We start from the raw sequence: 21,179 nt of genomic DNA, 5'->3' as shown, positions 1-21,179 counted from the left end.
AAATCCGTGAAAGATTTATTAAAGTTTCTGAAAGCGCAGACTAAAACCGAAGAGTTTGATGCGATCAAAATTGCTCTGGCTTCGCCAGACATGATCCGTTCATGGTCTTTCGGTGAAGTTAAAAAGCCGGAAACCATCAACTACCGTACGTTCAAGCCTGAGCGTGACGGCCTTTTCTGTGCGCGTATTTTCGGGCCAGTAAAAGACTACGAGTGCCTGTGCGGTAAGTACAAGCGCCTGAAACACCGTGGTGTGATCTGTGAGAAGTGTGGCGTTGAAGTGACCCAGACCAAAGTGCGTCGTGAGCGCATGGGCCACATCGAGCTGGCGTCTCCAACGGCGCACATCTGGTTCCTGAAATCTCTGCCGTCCCGTATCGGTCTGCTGCTGGATATGCCGCTGCGCGATATCGAACGTGTTCTGTACTTCGAATCTTATGTGGTTATCGAAGGCGGGATGACGAACCTGGAACGTCACCAGATCCTGACCGAAGAACAGTATCTGGACGCGCTGGAAGAGTTCGGTGACGAATTCGACGCGAAGATGGGTGCGGAAGCTATTCAGGCCCTGCTGAAGAGCATGGATCTGGAGCAAGAGTGCGAGCAGCTGCGTGAAGAGCTGAACGAAACTAACTCCGAAACCAAACGTAAAAAGCTGACCAAGCGTATCAAACTGCTGGAAGCGTTCGTTCAGTCTGGTAACAAGCCAGAGTGGATGATCCTGACCGTTCTGCCGGTTCTGCCGCCAGACCTGCGTCCACTGGTTCCGCTTGATGGTGGTCGTTTCGCGACGTCTGACCTGAACGATCTGTATCGTCGCGTCATTAACCGTAACAACCGTCTGAAACGCCTGCTGGATCTGGCTGCGCCTGACATCATCGTACGTAACGAAAAACGTATGCTGCAGGAAGCGGTCGATGCCCTGCTGGATAACGGTCGTCGCGGTCGTGCGATCACCGGTTCTAACAAACGTCCTCTGAAATCTTTGGCCGACATGATCAAAGGTAAGCAGGGTCGTTTCCGTCAGAACCTGCTCGGTAAGCGTGTTGACTACTCCGGTCGTTCTGTTATCACCGTAGGTCCATACCTGCGTCTGCATCAGTGCGGTCTGCCGAAGAAAATGGCACTGGAGCTGTTCAAACCGTTCATCTACGGCAAGCTGGAGCTGCGTGGCCTCGCCACCACCATCAAAGCCGCTAAGAAAATGGTTGAGCGTGAAGAAGCTGTCGTTTGGGATATCCTGGACGAAGTGATCCGCGAACACCCGGTACTGCTGAACCGTGCACCAACCCTGCACCGTCTGGGTATCCAGGCATTTGAGCCAGTGCTGATCGAAGGTAAAGCTATCCAGCTGCACCCGCTGGTTTGTGCGGCCTATAACGCCGACTTCGATGGTGACCAGATGGCTGTTCACGTACCGCTGACGCTGGAAGCCCAGCTGGAAGCGCGTGCGCTGATGATGTCTACTAACAACATCCTGTCTCCAGCGAACGGTGAGCCAATCATCGTTCCTTCTCAGGACGTTGTATTGGGTCTGTACTACATGACCCGTGACTGTGTTAACGCCAAAGGCGAAGGCATGGTGCTGACTGGCCCGAAAGAAGCTGAGCGTATTTATCGCGCTGGCCTGGCCTCTCTGCATGCGCGCGTTAAAGTGCGTATCACAGAATATGAAAAAGATGAAAACGGCGAATTCGTTGCGAAAACCAGCCTGAAAGACACGACCGTTGGCCGTGCGATTCTGTGGATGATCGTACCGAAAGGTCTGCCTTTCTCCATCGTCAACCAGGCGCTGGGCAAGAAAGCGATCTCCAAAATGCTGAACACCTGTTACCGCATTTTGGGTCTGAAGCCGACCGTTATCTTCGCTGACCAGACGATGTACACCGGCTTTGCTTATGCAGCGCGTTCAGGTGCCTCTGTTGGTATCGATGACATGGTCATCCCAGAGAAGAAACACGAGATCATCTCTGAAGCGGAAGCCGAAGTTGCTGAGATCCAGGAGCAGTTCCAGTCTGGTCTGGTCACCGCGGGCGAACGCTACAACAAAGTTATCGATATCTGGGCAGCGGCGAACGATCGTGTATCCAAAGCGATGATGGATAACCTGCAAACCGAAACCGTGATTAACCGTGACGGCGTCGAAGAGCAGCAGGTTTCCTTCAACAGCATCTACATGATGGCCGACTCCGGTGCGCGTGGTTCTGCAGCACAGATTCGTCAGCTGGCAGGTATGCGTGGTCTGATGGCGAAGCCAGATGGCTCCATCATCGAAACGCCAATCACCGCGAACTTCCGTGAAGGTCTGAACGTACTCCAGTACTTCATCTCCACGCACGGTGCGCGTAAAGGTCTGGCGGATACCGCACTGAAAACAGCAAACTCCGGTTATCTGACGCGTCGTCTGGTTGACGTTGCTCAGGATCTGGTTGTGACTGAAGACGATTGTGGCACCCTCGAAGGTATCACCATGACCCCGGTTATCGAGGGTGGTGATGTTAAAGAGCCGCTGCGCGATCGCGTACTGGGTCGTGTTACCGCGGAAGACATCCTGAAGCCGGGTACCGCAGACATTCTGGTTCCACGCAACACGCTGCTGCACGAGCACTGGTGTGACCTGCTGGAAGCGAACTCTGTCGACTCCGTGAAAGTGCGTTCCGTTGTATCCTGTGACACCGATTTTGGTGTATGTGCACACTGCTATGGTCGTGACCTGGCGCGTGGCCACATCATCAACAAAGGTGAAGCAATCGGCGTTATCGCGGCACAGTCCATCGGTGAGCCGGGTACACAGCTGACGATGCGTACGTTCCACATCGGTGGTGCGGCATCTCGTGCGGCTGCTGAATCCAGCATCCAGGTGAAAAACAAAGGTAGCATCAAGCTCAGCAACGCGAAGTCTGTTGTTAACTCTTCAGGCAAGCTGGTTGTCACCTCACGTAACACCGAGCTGAAGCTGATCGACGAATTCGGTCGTACCAAAGAGAGCTATAAAGTGCCTTACGGTGCGGTTATGGCGAAAGGTGATGGCGAGCAGGTTGCCGGCGGTGAAACCGTTGCAAACTGGGATCCACACACCATGCCGGTTATCACCGAAGTAAGTGGTTTCATCCGCTTCACTGACATGATCGACGGCCAGACCATTACTCGTCAGACCGACGAACTGACCGGTCTGTCTTCTCTGGTGGTTCTGGATTCTGCTGAACGTACTGCCGGTGGTAAAGATCTGCGTCCTGCACTGAAAATCGTTGATGGTCAGGGTAACGACGTTCTGATCCCTGGTACCGATATGCCTGCGCAGTACTTCCTGCCGGGTAAAGCGATTGTACAGCTGGAAGATGGCGTACAGATCAGTTCTGGTGACACCCTGGCGCGTATTCCTCAGGAATCCGGCGGTACCAAGGACATCACCGGTGGTCTGCCACGCGTTGCGGATCTGTTTGAAGCACGTCGTCCGAAAGAGCCGGCAATCCTGGCTGAAATCAGCGGTATTATTTCCTTCGGTAAAGAGACCAAAGGGAAACGTCGTCTGGTTATCACCCCGGTAGATGGCAGCGAACCGTACGAAGAGATGATTCCAAAATGGCGTCAGCTCAACGTGTTTGAAGGTGAACGTGTAGAACGTGGTGATGTGGTTTCCGATGGTCCAGAAGCTCCACACGACATTCTGCGTCTTCGTGGCGTACACGCGGTAACGCGTTACATCACCAACGAAGTACAGGACGTTTACCGTCTGCAAGGCGTTAAGATTAACGATAAGCACATCGAAGTTATCGTTCGTCAGATGCTGCGTAAAGCAACCATCGAAAACGCAGGCAGCTCCGACTTCCTGGAAGGCGAGCAGGTTGAATACTCTCGCGTTAAGATCGCTAACCGCGATCTGGAAGCGAACGGCAAAATCGGTGCGACCTTCTCACGCGATCTGCTGGGTATCACCAAAGCGTCTCTGGCAACCGAGTCCTTCATCTCTGCAGCATCGTTCCAGGAAACCACGCGTGTCCTGACCGAAGCGGCTGTTGCGGGTAAACGTGATGAACTGCGCGGTCTGAAAGAGAACGTTATCGTGGGTCGTCTGATCCCGGCCGGTACCGGTTATGCGTACCACCAGGATCGTATGCGTCGTCGTGCTGCAGGCGAACTGCCAGCTGCACCGCAGGTTACTGCAGAAGATGCATCCGCGAGCCTGGCAGAACTGCTGAACGCAGGTCTGGGTGGTTCTGACAACGAGTAATCGTTGATGCCCGGTGGCGAACATTACCGGGCATGTACCAAGGAGGTCGGGTAAGCGTAGCGTCGCCCGACAATAAAAAACCCGCCTCGGCGGGTTTTTTTACATCTGTAGGTTCTTAGTTTACCAACGGGATGCGTCGATAAAGCTCAATCATATCGCCCGCCAGATCCTGAATGACCATCGCATTCATCAGGTGATCCTGAGAGTGAACGGTGATCAGGTTAACCGGCAGTTTTCCGGTGCCTTCATCAAGGCCAATGAGCTGGGTCTGGATGGTGTGCGCGTGCTTAACGTATTCGCGCGACTCCTCCATTGCCTTTTCGGCTTCGTCAAATTCACCTTTGCGTGCCATCTGTAATGCCGTCAGGGCAGCGCTACGCGCCGCACCAGCGTTGACCAGCAATTCCATGATTGTTGTTTCTAAGTCTTCCATTATGACTCCAGCAGCTTGAGCGCTTTTTCCAGCACGGCATCGCCTTTCATCATGCCGTAATCCATCATGTCGATAACCGCGACCTTTTTACCCAGCGGGTCGGCCTGCGCCTGAAGTTTTGCCTGCTCGTATTTCACCTGTGGCCCCAGTAATACGATGTCAGCCGTCGCGATATTGTCCTTAAATTCCGCGACCGGAACGGCTTTAATGGTTACTTCAACCCCTTTTTTCACTGCGGCATCTTTCATACGTTGAACCAGCATGCTGGTTGACATTCCCGCTGCACAGCATAAAACGATGTTCTTCATAGTCAGCCTCGATCTACATGTGTTTATTGATAATTATCCCGTGCAGTGGGCTTCAACAACCGCTTTACCGCGATTGTGTGTCTGGCATCACAAAGAAATCGGTATTTTTATGAAACCGGTTACAATTTTACATAAGCGATGATTCTGCCCGCCGAAACGGGCGAATGGGGGAGGCGGGAATTAGATCTCTGAGGTAAGCAAAATGCGGTTTTTGCCCTGCTGTTTGGCCTGATACAGGGCGGCATCGACACGCCCAACAAACTGTTCCAGTGGTTCGAACTGCCACTCATCCAGCCCGGCGCTGAAGGTGACATGCAGGTTGTCTTCCCGCCACTCGCGCTGTTCAACGGCGCTACGCCACGCCTCCAGTAACTGCCGGGAGGCTTCGGACCGTTCGGCCTGGAAGATCACCGCGAACTCTTCTCCGCCGTAACGATAAACGGAAACGCTGTGCGGCTGCATCACCTGCAGGCCTTCACGCGCGACGTTGCGCAGGACGATATCGCCGCTCAGATGGCCCCAGGTGTCGTTGATCGATTTAAAATTATCGATATCCACCAGCGCCAGCGCGAAAGGCTGATGGTTATTCATCAGCTCTGCCATATCGTTATCGAAAGCGCGGCGATTCTTACAGCCCGTCAGCGCATCGTGGGTGGCCTGGCGGACGTAGGCCAGCTCGCGTTCTTTGTTTGACTGAATGGTGTGGCTGAGCATGGATTCAAGGCGAGGCGCCTGGCTCACGTCGCCGGTTTTTATGGCATTGATAATATTCATCAGAACGGTGCGGGAAGCATGGCGCAGATAGAGCCCGAACAGCACGATGATAATGGCGGCCAGCGCGAAACCCCAGCTGATGAGCGCTGTCTCGTGGCGGGTAATATCGGTAAGCGTCGCGTCAGATACCCGGTAGATCACAAACCAGTCAGGGTTGGTAAAGGAGTAATAATAGTACCAGGCATTACTTTTTTGATCGTAAATGTGCCCTTCACCGCTGGTCATTTTATCCATCAGCGCTTCGCTGACGTACCGCTTAAAGAGCGCGCCCGTGTCCGGGTGAAGCACCACCGCGCCATCGCGTTCAACGACGAAGAACTCGCCCTGAACAGGGGCAACCATCTGGCGCAGGGTGTAACCCATTGAGGTCAGATCGAGATGAAACGCCAGGGTGCCTTTCAAACGGCCTTCCGGTGAAATGACCGGCCTGTAAACGGTGACTGTGGGATGGTCGGTGAAGTAGTCCTTGTACGGATGCGTGTAATGGCTAAAGGTGCTGGCCTCGGCCTGGGCGACAAACCACGGGCGGGTACGTGCATCAAACGTTTTGCTTTTATCGGTCGGCAGCACTTCTGGCGCACGCAGATAGTGCCCCTCTGTATCTGCAAGTGAGATCGACGATACGCTCGGCATCAGGTTCTGAAGGTGCATCAGTACCTGCAGCCCCTCTTCAGGATGGGTGCTTAGCGTCTCATTCAGCCGGTTATTGCGGGCGAAAAAGGTCGTGGCGGTACCCAGAATATGATCGTTTTCGCGCAGGATGGATTCGGTGTAGTTGACCGCAAGATTGTGGGTGAAATTACCATTGATCTTATGATACTCATCAAGGAAATCCTTGCGCTGTGTCAGCGTGATAAAGAGCGCAATCAGCACGAAGCTGAACAAGATCCCCGCAAAGCTGAGCATGATCGGCCGGGTAAACGAAAGTTTAGTGCTGTGAAGTGCCATGAGCTGTACATCAATCCCGATGGTGAACGCGTCGCGTAAATCGATATCCTCTCAGCATAGTCGCTGTCCGGATGCTGACAGCCAATTATAAGGAAATGCCTGGGCGGGGAGATGATTTATCTTAAGTGTGAATAAGAAAGTGCCTTTTATTTTCGCGGTGAATTGCGTTGGGTGAGAGGGCAGGGCGAAACGAGGAAGAAGCCTTTCGCCCTGGTCAGCGTCCGTTGCTGACCCGCTAAGCATAAAAAAACCGGGCATCGGTCGACAATCACCCGGTTATCATCTTTCGAGCCGCCTCGTAACCTTTCTTCGCGTTTACACCGGGTTTCAGCGTAATTGCGAAGCTCTTCCCAGCCAGCTGTCCCAGTCTTTCCAGACGGGCTGCAGCCCCTGAGCCTTCAGGGCGGCCGCGACCGCTTCCGGCCGTCGGCCATCATGCGGGGCGAACTGCTCCAGTTCAGGGCGTTCGTCGGCATAGCCGCCCGGCTGCGTTTTAGAGAAGGCGCTGACGTTGTTTATCGCAAGCGGTATCACCCGATCGCGAAACGCCGGGGCCTCCCGGGTGGAGAGCGATAATTCCACTTCCGGGGCGAGCAGGCGAAACGCGCAAATGGTTTGCACCAGTTGGCGCTCATCCATGATCGACGCGGGCTCAATGCCACCCGCGCAAGGGCGCAGCCGGGGAAACGAGATGGAGTAACGGCTCTGCCAGTAGTGCTGCTGGAGCCACAGCAGATGTTCCGCCACCATGTAGCAATCCACCCGCCAGCTGTCGGAAAGCCCAATCAGTGCCCCAAGGCCGATTTTATCGATCCCGGCGCATCCCAGCCTGTCCGGCGTCTCCAGTCGGAAGATAAAATCCTGTTTCTTGCCTTTCAGGTGATGCCGGGCATACATCGCGTCGTGATAGGTTTCCTGATAAACCATCACGCCGTCCAGACCGAGGGTTTTTAGCTCCGTATACTCTTCCTGCGACAGCGGCTGAACCTCCATCTGCAGCGACGCAAACTCACGGCGAATGGCGGGCAGATGCTGGCGAAAGTAGTCCATTCCGACCTTGCTCTGATGCTCACCGGTGACCAGCAGCAGGTGCTCAAAACCCATCTCCCGTATGGCGGCGCATTCGCGGGCGATTTCATGCTCATCGAGCGTTTTACGCCTGATGCGGTTGCTCATTGAGAAGCCACAATAGGTACAGTCATTGGCGCACAGGTTGGAGAGGTACAGCGGCACGTAAAAACTCACCGTGTTGCCAAAGCGCTGACGGGTGAGCCGCTGCGCGCGCTGCGCCATCGGCTCCAGATACCCGCTGGCCGCCGGCGAGAGCAGGGCCATCATATCGTCGCGGGTCAGGTGGCGGGCAGCTAATGCCCGTTCGACATCCGCCGCGGTTTTGCTGTTGATGCGCAGGGCAATATCATCCCAGTTAAGCTGCCGCCAGCGATCGGTAAAGGTCGGCATCATAACGCCTCCAGAAAACCGGTCAGCGGGCTGGTGGCCTGCGCAAGAACGCTGCGCGAACCGGGGCCAGACTGTCTTGCCAGCAGGCCAGCTTCGACCGCCAGGCGGAAGGCGCGAGCCATCGTAACCGGATCGTCGGCCACGGCGATGGCGGTATTGACCAGCACCGCATCGGCCCCCATTTCCAGCGCCTGGGCGGCATGGCTCGGCACGCCTATACCTGCGTCAACGATAACGGGGACGGTCGCCTGCTCAATGATGATCTCCAGCATCGCGCGGGTTTCCAGCCCCTGATTGGAGCCGATAGGCGCTCCCAGCGGCATCACGGCCGCGCAGCCAGCCTCTTCCAGACGTTTACACAGGACGGGGTCGGCTCCGCAGTAGGGCAGGACGGTAAAGCCCTGCTGAACCAGCTTTTCCGCCGCCTTTAGCGTTTCGATGGGGTCGGGTAACAGCCAGCGAGCGTCCGGATGAATTTCCAGCTTCAGCCAGGGGGTGCCCAGGGCTTCACGCGCCAGCCGGGCGGCAAAGATGGCCTCCTCCGCCGTTTTCGCGCCGGAAGTATTAGGTAAGAGCGTTACGCCCGCGTCCAGCAAAGGCGCCAGAATGGCGTCGCTGTGATGGCGCAGATCCACGCGTTTCAACGCCAGCGTCACCAGCTGGCTACCGCTTTCCCGGATGGCATCCACCATCAGCTGCGGAGAGGCAAATTTCCCGGTTCCGGTAAACAGATGGGAATCAAAGGTTTTATCGGCAATACGTAACATCTCAGCCTCCCGCGATAACCTGAAACAGCAGGATCTGGTCGCCTTCGCTCACCTGCTGATGTTCCCACTGCTCGCGCGGCAGGATCTGTTGATTGAGCGCCAGCGCCGTTCCCGGCCTGAGCTGACGCAGCTTATCGAGCAGTGTGGCTACGGTCTGCCCCTCGTCACACTGCATTGGCTCATCGTTAAACAGGATGCGCATTGTGACCTCGGCATACCGGGCATTGGCCTGCGCGGTGGAGAGCCAGCTGACGCCAGCCGCCGGCGCGGGCGTCGAACAGCCGCAGCGTATTACGTTGCGTTTCCATACCGCAGAGCAGCGTGATCGCCTCCAGCGCCTGCAACGTTCCCATCACCCCGACCACGGGGCCGGTAATGCCTGCCGTGCGGCAGCTGCGCTCCGGCTCGGCGTCGTCCGGCCACAGGCAGCGGTAGCAGCCCTGTGCCCATGGCGGCGTCAGGACCATCATCTGCCCGCCAAAACCGACGGCGCTGGCGGTGATAAGCGGCGTATTGTGCGCGACGCAGGCGGCGTTAATCGCCTGGCGCGTCGCCATATTGTCAGTGCAGTCGAGCACGACGTCAGCCAGCGCAACCTCGCGTTGCAGGCTGTCACCGCTGAGGCGCGTCTGAAGCGCGATGAGTTCGATATCAGGGTTGAGCTGATGCAGCCGCTGGCGGGCAATATCTGCCTTAGGCTGGCCCACATCCGCCGTATTAAACAGGATCTGCCGCTGCAGATTGCTGATGTGAATATCATCGTCATCCGCCAGCACCAGCGTACCGATGCCTGCGCCCGCCAGATAAAGCGCAGCAGGCGAGCCTAATCCACCCAGACCGACGATCAGCACCCGGCTTTCGAGCAGCTTTTGCTGCCCGTCAACGGCGATATCCTCCAGCAGGATCTGGCGGCTGTAGCGCATAAAATCGCGATCATTCATCGCCTGCTCCTGCCAGCCGTAAGAGCTGTGCGGTGGCATCACGCCAGTCATTGGCCTGGGTGATGGCGCTGACGACGGCGATGCTGCCGACGCCGGTCTCCAGAACGGACGGCGCGCGTTCAAGGCTAATCCCGCCGATGGCGACCGTCGGATACTCTGCCAGGCGTTTAACGTGGTCTGCCAGCTGCGCCAGCCCCTGCGGCGCGGAAGGCATTTGCTTGGTTTGCGTCGGGAAAACGTGGCCGAGAGCGATATAAGAAGGACGGGCGGCCAGCGCCACGTCGATCTCCATATCGTCATGCGTCGATACGCCCAGGCGCAGCCCTGCGTCACGAATGGCGCTCAAATCGGTGGTTTCCAGATCTTCCTGACCAAGATGAACCCCGTAGGCCTGGTGTTTCACCGCCAGCTGCCAGTAGTCGTTGATAAACAGGCGGGCCTGGTAACGACGCCCCAGCGCAATGGCGGCAACCACATCGGCCTCGACCTCGTCATCGCGTTTATCTTTGATACGTAACTGGATCGTGCGCACGCCGGCCTCCAGCAGGCGCGCAATCCACTCGACGCTGTCCACGACCGGGTACAGCCCCAGCCGGAAGGGGACGGAGGGGAAATCGGGCTGGTACATTATGCCTCCTCTTTTTTGAGGTAAATTTCGCCGCCTCTGGCGCGGAAGTTCTCTGACATATCCGCCATCCCGACTTCAATTGCCTGCGCGGCGGCGTAGTCCCGCACTTCCTGGCTGATTTTCATTGAGCAGAATTTTGGGCCGCACATGGAGCAGAAGTGCGCCACCTTGCCGGACTCCTGGGGAAGGGTTTCATCGTGGTAGGCGCGGGCGGTGAACGGGTCGAGCGCGAGGTTGAACTGATCCTCCCAGCGGAATTCGAAGCGCGCCTTTGACATCGCGTTATCGCGGATCTGCGCCCCCGGGTGGCCTTTCGCCAGGTCTGCAGCGTGCGCGGCAATTTTGTAAGTGATAAGCCCCTGTTTCACATCCTCTTTGTTGGGCAAGCCAAGGTGCTCTTTCGGCGTGACGTAGCACAGCATTGCGCAGCCGAACCAGCCAATCATTGCCGCGCCAATACCAGAGGTGAAGTGGTCGTAACCCGGTGCGATATCGGTGGTCAGCGGCCCTAAGGTGTAGAACGGCGCTTCGTGGCAGTGCTCCAGCTCCTCGGTCATGTTGCGGCGGATCATCTGCATCGGCACGTGTCCCGGGCCTTCAATCATCACCTGCACGTCATACTCCCAGGCGATTTTGGTCAGTTCGCCCAGCGTATGCAGTTCGGCAAACTGCGCTTCGTCGTTGGCATCGCGGATCGATCCCGGACGCAGGCCGTCACCCAGCGAGAGCGAGACGTCATAGGCGGCGCAGATTTCGCAGATTTCGCGGAAGTGTTCATAGAGGAAGTTTTCCTGATGGTGGGACAGGCACCACTTCGCCATAATCGAACCGCCGCGTGAGACGATGCCGGTCAGACGTTTGGCGGTCATCGGCACGTAGCGCAGCAGCACGCCAGCGTGGATGGTGAAGTAATCCACGCCCTGTTCGGCCTGCTCCAGCAGCGTGTCGCGGAAGGCTTCCCAGGTGAGGTTCTCCGCGATGCCGTTCACTTTCTCCAGCGCCTGATAGATGGGCACTGTGCCAATCGGCACCGGGCTGTTACGCAGGATCCACTCGCGGGTTTCGTGAATATAGCGGCCGGTTGAGAGATCCATCACCGTGTCCGCGCCCCAGCGCGTAGACCAGACCAGTTTCTCTACCTCTTCTTCGATGGACGAGGTGACCGCAGAGTTACCGATGTTGGCGTTAACCTTCACCAGGAAGTTGCGGCCAATGATCATCGGCTCTGATTCCGGGTGGTTGATGTTGGCCGGGATGATCGCCCGGCCCGCCGCCACTTCGTCACGCACGAATTCCGGCGTGATGTTTTCCGGCAGGCGAGCACCGAACCCTTCGCCCGGATGCTGGTGGCGTAACACCTCGCTGCGGATGCGCTCGCGCCCCATATTTTCACGGATGGCGATAAACTCCATCTCCGGGGTGACAATGCCCTGACGCGCGTAGTGCAGCTGCGTAACGCATTTGCCTGGCTTAGCACGCTTCGGCGTCAGCAGCCCGGTGAAACGCAACGCGTCCAGACCGTCGTCGGCCAGACGCGCGTTGGTATACGCCGAGCTGCGGACGGGCAATTCTTCGCTGTCGTTGCGCGCATCAATCCAGGCCTGGCGCAGCTTCGCCAGACCCTGCTGCACGTTGATCGCAACGGTCGGGTCGCCGTAAGGGCCGGACGTGTCGTACACCGGCACGGCTTCGTTGTCTTCAAACTGTGGTGTCTCTTTGCTGCCGCCGATAAGCGTCGGGCTAAGCTGTATCTCGCGCATCGGGACGCGGATATCAGCCTGAGAGCCAGTGATGTAAATGCGTGTTGAGTTCGGGAAAGCGGTGCCTTCCAGGGTGTCGATGAAGCGTTGGGCGTGTTCGCGCTGTTCGCGACGGGTCAGTTTAGTTGCAGACATAGCTCATTCCAAAGGTGAAGGACATGGCTTGTCAGACGACGGATGAAGCAAGAGGAGATCGCCCGAAAGGCGATACAACAGCAGTTTGACTCTTGTTCCCTTCGCAGGTATTAGCCTGATCAGGTTCCGCGGATCCCGAATTAACGGTCTCAGCCCGCGTTTTTCCAAACGCTGGGCACTCCGACAAGAAAAACCCCTCCGAAGAGGGACGATAGATGTAAATTACTCGTTAACGATTAAGAACTCAAGCCGGCCGCGCGATGTTGTCTTCGTTGCTGACCTTCAGGTCATTATCCAGCACGAGTACGATCAGCTTATCTTCCAGCGTGAATCGCTCCTCCAGCGCTTCACCGAGATCGGACAGCGCCTGCTGGAACTCGAGATAATTATCGTGATCGATCGCGTTCTCGAGCGTGGAGTCGTAGTACGCCATGATCCGCTGGGTGTTGGCTTCCAGCAGCGAACAGAGTTTGCTGGCGGCTAAATAGGGATTTGTGCCTTCCATTTCGCGGACAATGCGTTCATAAATATTGAAATGCCCGTCGGAAAGGTAGTCGACCAGGCTTTGACAAAAATCGTCCAGCGCTTTTTCATTCAGCCGCATGAAGGATTCTTTGCCAGGCTTAATACCGACCAGATTGTAATACGCCACGAGGAGATGCTTGCGGTCATGTAGCCAGCGATCCACCAGGTTGTTACTTCCTCCAACGCGCTCAGTCAGGCTTTCTAGCTGGTTTAACATGTTCGACTCCACAAGGTTTAGAATTGAATCTGCTTATCCAAAATGTAACCACAATGCTAACAACATGTCAGTGAAGCGAAGGTAGTGCAATAGATATGGATCGTATTATTAAAAAATCAGATCTGGGTTGGTGGATCGTCAGTCACGAACAAAAGTTATGGTTGCCCGCCGGGACACTGCCTTACGGAGCGGCGGAAACCTTCGATCTTGTCGGCTTGCCCGCGCTGAGGATCGGCGAATGGCAGGGTGATCCGGTATGGCTGATCCAGCAATCTCGTCGCCACGATATGGGATCGGTTCGTCAGGTGCTCGATCTTGACGCTGGCCTGTTCCAGCTGGCGGGCCGCGGCGTGCAGCTGGCGGAGTTTTACCGCTCGCATAAATTCTGCGGCTATTGCGGCCATACCATGCACCCGAGCAAAACCGAGTCGGCGATGCTCTGTAGCCACTGCCGCGAACGTTACTATCCGCAAATTGCGCCGTGCATCATTGTGGCCATTCGTCGCGAGGATTCCATCCTGCTGGCGCAGCATACCCGCCATCGTAACGGCATTCATACCGTGCTGGCCGGGTTCGTCGAAGTTGGCGAAACGCTGGAGCAGGCGGTCGCGCGTGAAGTCATGGAGGAGAGCAGTATCAGGGTGAAAAACCTGCGCTATGTGACGTCTCAGCCGTGGCCCTTCCCGATGTCTTTAATGACGGCGTTTATGGCGGATTACGATAGCGGCGAGATCGTTATCGACCAAAAAGAGCTGCTGGAGGCGAACTGGTATCGCTATGACGATTTACCGCTGTTACCCCCGCCGGGGACGGTAGCGCGTCGGCTGATAGAAGATACCGTGGCAATGTGTCGGGCCGAGTATGAGTAGTGTTACACTGAGGCCATGACGCTTAAGGAACTGCAAAAATGACCGAACTGAAGAACGATCGTTATCTGCGTGCGCTGCTGCGCCAGCCCGTTGATGTCACCCCGGTGTGGATGATGCGCCAGGCGGGACGCTATCTGCCAGAGTACAAAGCCACACGTGCGCAGGCGGGCGATTTTATGTCGCTGTGCAAAAACGCCGAGCTGGCCTGTGAAGTGACGCTCCAGCCGCTGCGTCGCTTTCCACTGGATGCCGCCATTCTCTTTTCAGACATTTTGACCATTCCGGATGCGATGGGGCTTGGGCTCTATTTCGAAACCGGCGAAGGCCCGCGTTTCACCTCCCCGATTAAAAGTAAAGCCGACGTTGATAAGCTGCCAATCCCCGATCCCGAAGGCGAACTGGGCTACGTGATGAACGCGGTGCGCACCATTCGTCGTGAGCTGAAGGGCGAAGTGCCGCTGATTGGCTTCTCCGGCAGCCCGTGGACGCTGGCGACCTACATGGTTGAAGGCGGCAGCAGCAAAGCCTTCACGGTCATCAAAAAAATGATGTACGCCGAGCCGATGGCCCTGCATGCGCTGCTCGACAAGCTGGCGAAAAGCGTCACGCTTTACCTTAACGCACAGATTAAAGCGGGCGCGCAGTCGGTGATGATTTTTGATACCTGGGGCGGCGTGCTGACCGGGCGCGATTACCAGCAGTTCTCGCTGTACTACATGCACAAAATCGTCGACGGCCTGCTGCGTGAAAACGAAGGTCGCCGCGTACCGGTCACCCTGTTTACCAAAGGCGGCGGGCAGTGGCTGGAAGCGCTGGCCGCAACCGGCTGTGATGCGCTGGGTCTTGACTGGACCACCGACATTGGCGAGGCGCGCCGTCGCGTGGGCGACAAAGTGGCGCTGCAGGGCAACATGGACCCATCCATGCTTTATGCCCAGCCTGCCCGCATTGAAGAAGAAGTGTCGACTATACTGTCTGCTTTCGGCCAGGGTGAAGGCCACGTCTTTAACCTCGGCCACGGCATTCATCAGGATGTGCCGCCAGAACACGCAGGCGTCTTTGTGGAGGCGGTGCATCGGCTTTCTGCCCAGTATCACAAGTAAGGAGTGGTTATGGATCTCGCGTCGTTACGCGCTCAACAGATAGAACTGGCCTCATCCGTGATCCGCGAGGATCGTCTGGATACGGATCCCCCGCAGTACATCGGCGGCGCGGACGTGGGGTTCGAGCAGGGCGGGGAAGTGACGCGGGCGGCGATGGTGGTTCTGAAGTACCCCTCGCTTGAGCTGGTGGAGTACAAAGTGGCGCGTATCGCCACCACCATGCCTTACATTCCCGGTTTTCTCTCCTTCCGTGAATACCCCGCGCTGCTCGCAGCGTGGGAGCAACTCTCGCAAAAGCCCGACCTGCTGTTCGTTGATGGACACGGCATCTCTCACCCGCGCCGCCTGGGCGTTGCCAGCCACTTTGGGCTGCTGGTGGACGTGCCGACCATCGGCGTCGCCAAGAAACGCCTCTGTGGGAAGTTTGAGCCCCTCTCCGCCGAGCCGGGCGCTCTGGCACCGCTTATTGATAAAGGCGAGCAGCTGGCGTGGGTCTGGCGCAGTAAAGCCCGCTGCAACCCGCTGTTCATTGCCACCGGGCATCGGGTCAGTATGGATAGCGCGCTGGCATGGGTACAACGCTGTATGAAGGGCTACCGTTTACCTGAGCCAACGCGCTGGGCCGATGCCGTGGCGTCCTCGCGTCCGGCATTTGTTCGTTGGCAGGAAATTCAGCCATGATTCAGGTAAACTGCGGCTAATTTTCGATTCGAGACATCATCATGTTACAAAACCCGATTCATCTGCGCCTTGAGAAGCTGGAAAGCTGGCAGCACGTCACCTTTATGGCCTGCCTGTGCGAGCGCATGTATCCCAACTATGCCACGTTCTGCAAGCAGACTGAATTTGGTGAAGGCCAGATCTATCGCCGCATCCTGGACTTGATCTGGGAAACGCTGACGGTAAAAGATGCCAAAGTTAACTTCGACTCTCAGCTCGAAAAGCTGGAAGAGGCAATCCCGGCGGCGGATGACTATGATGTGTATGGCGTCTACCCGGCGATTGACGCCTGCGTCGCGTTAAGCGAACTGATCCACTCTCGCCTGAGCGGCGAAACGCTGGAACATGCGATTGAGGTAAGTAAGGCGTCCATCACCACTGTCGCGATGCTGGAAATGACGCAGGAAGGTCGTGAAATGACCGACGAAGAGCTGCGTGCCAACCCGGCGGTTGAGCAGGAATGGGACATCCAGTGGGAAATTTTCCGCCTGCTGGCAGAGTGTGAAGAACGCGACATTGAGCTGATCAAAGGGCTGCGCGCGGACTTACGTGAGGCGGGTGAGAGTAATATTGGTATAGTTTTTAACCAATGAGACAACAAAACGTGATTTAACGCCTGTTTTGTCGTACCTCAACTCTTCCCTTCTGCCCCCCGTCTGGTCTACATTTGGGGGGCGAAAAAAAGTGGCTATCGGTGCGTGTATGCAGGAGAGTGCTTTTTTGGCATTTTCGTCGCACTCGATGCTTAGCAAGCGATAAACACATTGAAAGGATAACTTATGAACAAGACTCAACTGATTGATGTAATTGCGGACAAGGCTGATCTGTCTAAAGTGCAGGCTAAAGCTGCTCTGGAATCTACCCTGGCTGCTATTACTGAGTCTCTGAAAGAAGGCGATGCTGTACAACTGGTTGGTTTCGGTACCTTCAAAGTGAACCACCGCGCTGAGCGTACTGGCCGCAACCCGCAGACCGGTAAAGAAATCAAAATCGCCGCAGCTAACGTGCCGGCATTTGTTTCTGGTAAAGCACTGAAAGACGCAGTTAAGTAAGACGCGTGGCAGTGAACAGTTTTAACGAAGGGGCGGCAACGCCCCTTTTGTCATTCTGTCGCGGAACGCTCGCGCTGGCAGGCGTGCTGTTACTGTCTGCCTGTAGCCATGACGCCTCCCTTCCTCCGTTTACCGCCAGCGGCTACGCGGATAACCAGGGTGCGGTCAGGATGTGGCGCAAAGATTCCAGCGGGGAAGTGCACCTTCTCTCCGCGTTCAGCCCGTGGCATACCGGTAATACCTCAACCGCAGAGTATCGCTGGCAGGGGGATTCCCTCTCCCTTATCGAGCTGAATATCTACAGTAAGACCCCCGAACATGTGAAAGTGCGTTTTGATGACCATGGCGAGCTGAGCTTTATGCAGCGCGAGGTCAGTGGTCATAAACAGCAGCTTTCCAGCGAGCAAATAGCCCTCTACCGCTATCGTGCCGAACAGATCCGCCAGACCAGCGATGCGCTGCGTCTGGGGCGCGTAGTGCTGCGCCAGGGGCGATGGCATGCCGATGGTACGGTAACGACCTGTGAAGGGCAGACGGTGAAGCCTGAGCTGGAATCCTGGGCAACCGAACATATTGAACGTCGTCAGCGTCACTCTTCTATGGAAGTGAGTATCGCGTGGCTTGAAGCGCCGGAAGGTTCTCAGCTGCTGCTGGTGGCGAACGAAGATTTCTGCACCTGGCAGCCGACGGAAAAGAGTTTTTGAGCAATATCCCCTCTCCCTGAGGGAGAGGGTAGGATGAGGGGAAACAGACGTCTCTGTTACTCGCCCTGCTCACGCGCAATCGCGCGATAACCGATATCCTGGCGGCTGAAGCTGCCGTTCCAGTGGATATCCGCCATCAGCGCATAGGCGCGCTTCTGTGCTTCCGCAACGGTGTGACCCAGCGCGGTCGCGCACAGTACGCGGCCACCGCTGGTCAGGACGCGATCGTCGTCAGACAGCGTTGTGCCCGCATGGAACACCTTCGCGCCGTCTACCGCTTCCAGCGGCAGGCCGTGGATCTCGTCACCGGTGTTGTAATTCCCCGGATACCCGCCCGCCGCAATCACCACGCCCAGAGAGGCACGCTCGTCCCACTCGGACGTTTTCTCGTCGAGCTTACCTTCGCAGGCCGCCAGGCACAGTTCGACCAGATCCGATTTCATGCGCAGCATGATGGGCTGCGTTTCCGGATCGCCGAAGCGGCAGTTAAATTCGATCACCTTCGGGTTTCCCTGCTTGTCGATCATCAGGCCCGCATAGAGGAAACCGGTATAGGTGTTGCCTTCCGCCGCCATCCCTTTAACGGTAGGCCAGATGATGCGCTCCATGGTGCGCTGATGCACTTCGTCAGTGACCACTGGCGCAGGGGAGTAAGCGCCCATCCCACCGGTATTCGGACCGGTGTCTGCGTTACCCACGCGCTTATGATCCTGACTGGTTGCCATCGGCAGGACGTGCTCGCCATCGACCATCACGATAAAGCTCGCCTCTTCACCGTCGAGAAACTCTTCGATGACGATGCGGTGGCCCGCATCGCCAAAGGCGTTGCCAGCCAGCATGTCCTGCACTGCGGCTTCCGCTTCTTCAATCGTCATCGCCACGATCACGCCTTTACCGGCGGCCAGCCCGTCGGCCTTAATCACAATCGGCGCGCCTTTTTCACGCAGATACGCCAGCGCTGGCTCGACCTCGGTGAAGTTCTGGTATTCCGCCGTCGGGATGTGATGACGCGCAAGGAAATCTTTGGTGAAGGCTTTTGAACCTTCCAGCTGCGCGGCACCTTCCGTCGGGCCGAAGATGGTCAGCCCGGCTTCGCGGAATGCGTCAACCACGCCAATCACCAGCGGCGCTTCCGGGCCGACGATGGTCAGATCGATATTCTCATTTTGGGCAAAGCTCAGCAGCGCCGGGATATCGGTCACGCCAATGGCGACGTTCTGCAGCGTGGGCTCCAGGGCGGTGCCGGCATTGCCCGGCGCCACAAAGACGGTTTCCACTCGCGGAGACTGCGCGGCTTTCCACGCCAGCGCGTGCTCGCGGCCGCCATTACCAATCACTAATACTTTCATTTTCTGCTCCGGGAATTAATGGCGGAAGTGACGCATGTCGGTGAAGATCATCGCGATACCGTGTTCGTCAGCTGCGGCAATCACTTCTTCATCGCGAATGGAGCCGCCAGGCTGGATCACGCAGGTGATGCCCACCGCCGCTGCCGCGTCGATGCCGTCGCGGAACGGGAAGAAGGCGTCGGAGGCCATGGCGGACCCTTTCACTTCCAGCCCTTCGTCGCCTGCTTTAATACCGGCAATTTTCGCCGAGTAAACGCGGCTCATCTGGCCTGCGCCTATCCCGATGGTCATGTTCTCTTTCGCGTAGACAATGGCGTTGGATTTCACGAATTTCGCGACCTTCCAGCAGAACAGCGCGTCACGCAGTTCCGGCTCGGTTGGCTGACGTTTGGTCACCACGCGCAGGTCGGCTTCTGTCACCATACCCAGATCGCGATCCTGAACCAGCAAACCGCCGTTGACGCGCTTGAAGTCCAGGCCCGGCACGCGATCAGCCCACTGACCGCAAACCAGGACGCGCACGTTTTGCTTCGCCGCGGTAATTTTCAGGGCTTCTTCAGACGCTGATGGCGCAATGATCACTTCGACAAACTGACGCGAGATAATGGCCTGCGCGGTCTGTGCATCCAGCTCGCGGTTGAAGGCAATAATGCCGCCAAACGCGGAGGTCGGGTCGGTTTTGTAGGCGCGATCGTAGGCATCCAGAATAGTAGTGCTTACCGCCACGCCGCATGGGTTCGCGTGCTTGACGATAACGCAGGCCGGCTCGCTGAACGCTTTCACGCATTCCAGCGCAGCGTCGGTGTCAGCAATATTGTTGTAGGAGAGCGCTTTGCCCTGAACCTGCTGAGCGGTGGCAACCGAGGCTTCTTTTACCTCTTCTTCTATATAGAAGGCTGCCTGCTGGTGGCTGTTCTCGCCGTAGCGCATATCCTGCTTCTTAATAAAGTTCAGGTTCAGCGTGCGCGGGAAGCGGCCAGATGGATCGTTGCTTTCGCCATGGTAGGCGGGCACCAGGCTGCCGAAGTAGTTGGCGATCATGCTGTCGTAGGCGGCGGTGTGCTCGAAGGCTTTAATGGCGAGGTCGAAACGGGTTGAGAGGGTTAATGAACCTTCATTGGCGTCCATCTCATTAATAATGGCGCTGTAGTCGCTGCTCTTGACCACGATAGCCACATCTTTATGGTTCTTGGCCGCGGAGCGCACCATGGTCGGGCCGCCGATATCAATATTCTCTACGGCATCTTCCAGCGAGCAACCTTCGCGGGCTACGGTCTGGGCGAACGGGTAGAGGTTAACGACAACCATGTCGATAGGTGCGATGCCATGCTGTTCCATAATGCCGTCATCCTGACCGCGGCGGCCAAGAATGCCGCCGTGCACTTTCGGGTGAAGGGTTTTGACGCGTCCATCCATCATTTCCGGGAAACCGGTGTAATCAGAGACTTCGGTAACCGGCAAACCTTTCTCTGCTAACAGGCGAGCGGTACCGCCTGTGGACAGCAGCTCCACACCGCGTGCAGAAAGTGCCTGAGCGAATTCAACGATACCGGCTTTATCAGAGACACTGAGCAGAGCGCGGCGGACTGGACGACGTTGTTGCATGGTAAATCCCCTGGATTTCACGATTACAGAGAGCGTTAGATGAATTTTTCCTGCGAAAAACTCATCTAACACACCTGGCGGGGCATGCCTGTTAAGCGCGAGCATTTTAACGAAAACGTTTGCGCAACGCTCGCACATTTTCACTTTTTCGTATCATTGTGGATAAGTCTGTGTGTAAAAAGGTATAAGGCGGGGTTTTGCTGTGGAATGCAGCAGTCAGTCATTTTTCTGTCATTTAGCGGTTGCGGCGGCGCGAGAACTCCCTATAATGCGCCTCCATCGACACGGCGGATGTGAATCACTTCACACAACAACCGGTTCGGTTGAAGAGAAAAAATCCTGAGATTCAGGGTTGACTCTGAAAGAGGAAAGCGTAATATACGCCACCTCGCGACAGAGCGCTAAAGCGCGTCGCAACTGCTCTTTAACAATTTATCAGACAATCTGTGTGGGCACTCAAAGTGACATGGATTCTTAATGTCTCCGGACAATAAATGAATACCAAGTCTCTGAGTGAACATACGTAATTCATTACGAAGTTTAATTCACGAGCATCAAACTTAAATTGAAGAGTTTGATCATGGCTCAGATTGAACGCTGGCGGCAGGCCTAACACATGCAAGTCGAGCGGTAACACAGAGAGCTTGCTC

19 protein-coding genes, 1 rRNA gene and 1 riboswitch are annotated in these 21,179 nt (G+C 56.5%); of the genes, 8 read left to right on the top strand and 12 right to left on the bottom strand.

From position 1 onward, the window contains the following. Positions 1 to 6 precede the first annotated feature (6 nt). Positions 7 to 4,230 (top strand): DNA-directed RNA polymerase subunit beta', encoded by a 4,224-nt coding sequence (gene rpoC, locus ACWKX3_RS13665; protein ID WP_006176749.1) that lies wholly within the window; start codon positions 7 to 9, stop codon positions 4,228 to 4,230. A gap of 115 nt (positions 4,231 to 4,345) precedes the next feature. Here rpoC and ACWKX3_RS13660 read toward each other — a convergent pair whose 3' ends face one another. The 10 genes from ACWKX3_RS13660 to ACWKX3_RS13615 form a co-directional block, all read right to left on the bottom strand. Further along, positions 4,346 to 4,663 carry a PTS lactose/cellobiose transporter subunit IIA gene (locus tag ACWKX3_RS13660; protein ID WP_008503455.1) on the bottom strand — a complete coding sequence of 106 codons (318 nt, stop codon included), beginning with the start codon at positions 4,661 to 4,663 and terminating at the stop codon, positions 4,346 to 4,348. Then, positions 4,663 to 4,971, bottom strand: coding sequence for a PTS sugar transporter subunit IIB (locus ACWKX3_RS13655; protein WP_006176751.1), 309 nt, complete (start codon positions 4,969 to 4,971; stop codon positions 4,663 to 4,665). The genes ACWKX3_RS13660 and ACWKX3_RS13655 overlap by 1 nt, the downstream gene beginning before the upstream one ends. 180 nt (positions 4,972 to 5,151) lie before the next feature. Next, a complete protein-coding gene (locus tag ACWKX3_RS13650) occupies positions 5,152 to 6,693 on the bottom strand; it encodes a sensor domain-containing diguanylate cyclase (protein WP_454541957.1) in 1,542 nt (513 codons plus the stop codon). Positions 6,694 to 7,020: 327 nt separating this feature from the next. Next, on the bottom strand, positions 7,021 to 8,154 hold the full coding sequence (thiH, locus tag ACWKX3_RS13645; protein ID WP_454542030.1) for a 2-iminoacetate synthase ThiH: 1,134 nt from the start codon (positions 8,152 to 8,154) through the stop codon (positions 7,021 to 7,023). Continuing rightward, entirely contained in the window at positions 8,154 to 8,921 is a 768-nt protein-coding gene (gene thiG, locus ACWKX3_RS13640) for a thiazole synthase (protein ID WP_006176756.1), read from the bottom strand. The genes thiH and thiG overlap by 1 nt, the downstream gene beginning before the upstream one ends. 1 nt (position 8,922) lies before the next feature. Next, positions 8,923 to 9,123: a sulfur carrier protein ThiS gene (thiS, locus tag ACWKX3_RS13635; protein ID WP_006176757.1), complete on the bottom strand. Its 201-nt coding sequence runs from the start codon at positions 9,121 to 9,123 to the stop codon at positions 8,923 to 8,925. Beyond that, entirely contained in the window at positions 9,107 to 9,862 is a 756-nt protein-coding gene (locus ACWKX3_RS13630; RefSeq protein ID WP_446188188.1) for a HesA/MoeB/ThiF family protein, read from the bottom strand. Before ACWKX3_RS13630 ends, thiS begins: the two co-directional genes overlap by 17 nt. Continuing rightward, positions 9,855 to 10,490 carry a thiamine phosphate synthase gene (gene thiE, locus ACWKX3_RS13625; protein ID WP_137273557.1) on the bottom strand — a complete coding sequence of 212 codons (636 nt, stop codon included), beginning with the start codon at positions 10,488 to 10,490 and terminating at the stop codon, positions 9,855 to 9,857. The genes ACWKX3_RS13630 and thiE overlap by 8 nt, the downstream gene beginning before the upstream one ends. Then, entirely contained in the window at positions 10,490 to 12,385 is a 1,896-nt protein-coding gene (gene thiC, locus ACWKX3_RS13620; RefSeq protein WP_058610863.1) for a phosphomethylpyrimidine synthase ThiC, read from the bottom strand. The genes thiE and thiC overlap by 1 nt, the downstream gene beginning before the upstream one ends. A 79-nt stretch (positions 12,386 to 12,464) precedes the next feature. Then, positions 12,465 to 12,578: riboswitch (TPP riboswitch) on the bottom strand. 51 nt (positions 12,579 to 12,629) lie between these two features. Further along, positions 12,630 to 13,127, bottom strand: a complete 498-nt coding sequence (locus ACWKX3_RS13615) for an Rsd/AlgQ family anti-sigma factor (protein ID WP_006176761.1) — start codon at positions 13,125 to 13,127, stop codon at positions 12,630 to 12,632. Positions 13,128 to 13,222: 95 nt separating this feature from the next. On the opposite strand from ACWKX3_RS13615, the gene nudC reads away from it, so the two are divergent. The 6 genes from nudC to ACWKX3_RS13585 all read left to right on the top strand — a co-directional run bounded on the left by nudC (position 13,223) and on the right by ACWKX3_RS13585 (position 17,575). After that, positions 13,223 to 13,996 (top strand): NAD(+) diphosphatase, encoded by a 774-nt coding sequence (gene nudC / locus ACWKX3_RS13610; RefSeq protein ID WP_454541956.1) that lies wholly within the window; start codon positions 13,223 to 13,225, stop codon positions 13,994 to 13,996. Between the two features lie 38 nt (positions 13,997 to 14,034). Then, complete coding sequence (gene hemE, locus ACWKX3_RS13605) at positions 14,035 to 15,099, top strand: uroporphyrinogen decarboxylase (protein WP_006176763.1); 1,065 nt, start codon at positions 14,035 to 14,037, stop codon at positions 15,097 to 15,099. A gap of 9 nt (positions 15,100 to 15,108) precedes the next feature. After that, positions 15,109 to 15,780, top strand: a complete 672-nt coding sequence (gene nfi / locus ACWKX3_RS13600) for a deoxyribonuclease V (RefSeq protein ID WP_006176764.1) — start codon at positions 15,109 to 15,111, stop codon at positions 15,778 to 15,780. Positions 15,781 to 15,821: 41 nt separating this feature from the next. Continuing rightward, entirely contained in the window at positions 15,822 to 16,412 is a 591-nt protein-coding gene (locus ACWKX3_RS13595; RefSeq protein ID WP_006176765.1) for a YjaG family protein, read from the top strand. 186 nt (positions 16,413 to 16,598) lie between these two features. Next, entirely contained in the window at positions 16,599 to 16,871 is a 273-nt protein-coding gene (gene hupA / locus ACWKX3_RS13590; protein ID WP_002445246.1) for a nucleoid-associated protein HU-alpha, read from the top strand. Positions 16,872 to 16,882: 11 nt separating this feature from the next. Then, complete coding sequence (locus ACWKX3_RS13585) at positions 16,883 to 17,575, top strand: DUF1481 domain-containing protein (protein ID WP_102891712.1); 693 nt, start codon at positions 16,883 to 16,885, stop codon at positions 17,573 to 17,575. 56 nt (positions 17,576 to 17,631) lie between these two features. Here ACWKX3_RS13585 and purD read toward each other — a convergent pair whose 3' ends face one another. Then, positions 17,632 to 18,924 (bottom strand): phosphoribosylamine--glycine ligase, encoded by a 1,293-nt coding sequence (purD, locus tag ACWKX3_RS13580; RefSeq protein WP_454541955.1) that lies wholly within the window; start codon positions 18,922 to 18,924, stop codon positions 17,632 to 17,634. Positions 18,925 to 18,939: 15 nt separating this feature from the next. Continuing rightward, positions 18,940 to 20,529 carry a bifunctional phosphoribosylaminoimidazolecarboxamide formyltransferase/IMP cyclohydrolase gene (gene purH / locus ACWKX3_RS13575; RefSeq protein WP_454541954.1) on the bottom strand — a complete coding sequence of 530 codons (1,590 nt, stop codon included), beginning with the start codon at positions 20,527 to 20,529 and terminating at the stop codon, positions 18,940 to 18,942. 562 nt (positions 20,530 to 21,091) lie between these two features. Here purH and ACWKX3_RS13570 point away from each other — a divergent pair. After that, positions 21,092 to 21,179 (top strand): 16S ribosomal RNA (locus ACWKX3_RS13570); the annotation flags it as partial.

This window comes from Enterobacter sp. UPMP2052, from assembly GCF_053709675.1.
The sequence above is the reverse complement of the archived record's forward strand: the minus strand, read 5'-3'. Positions and strand labels throughout refer to the sequence as shown.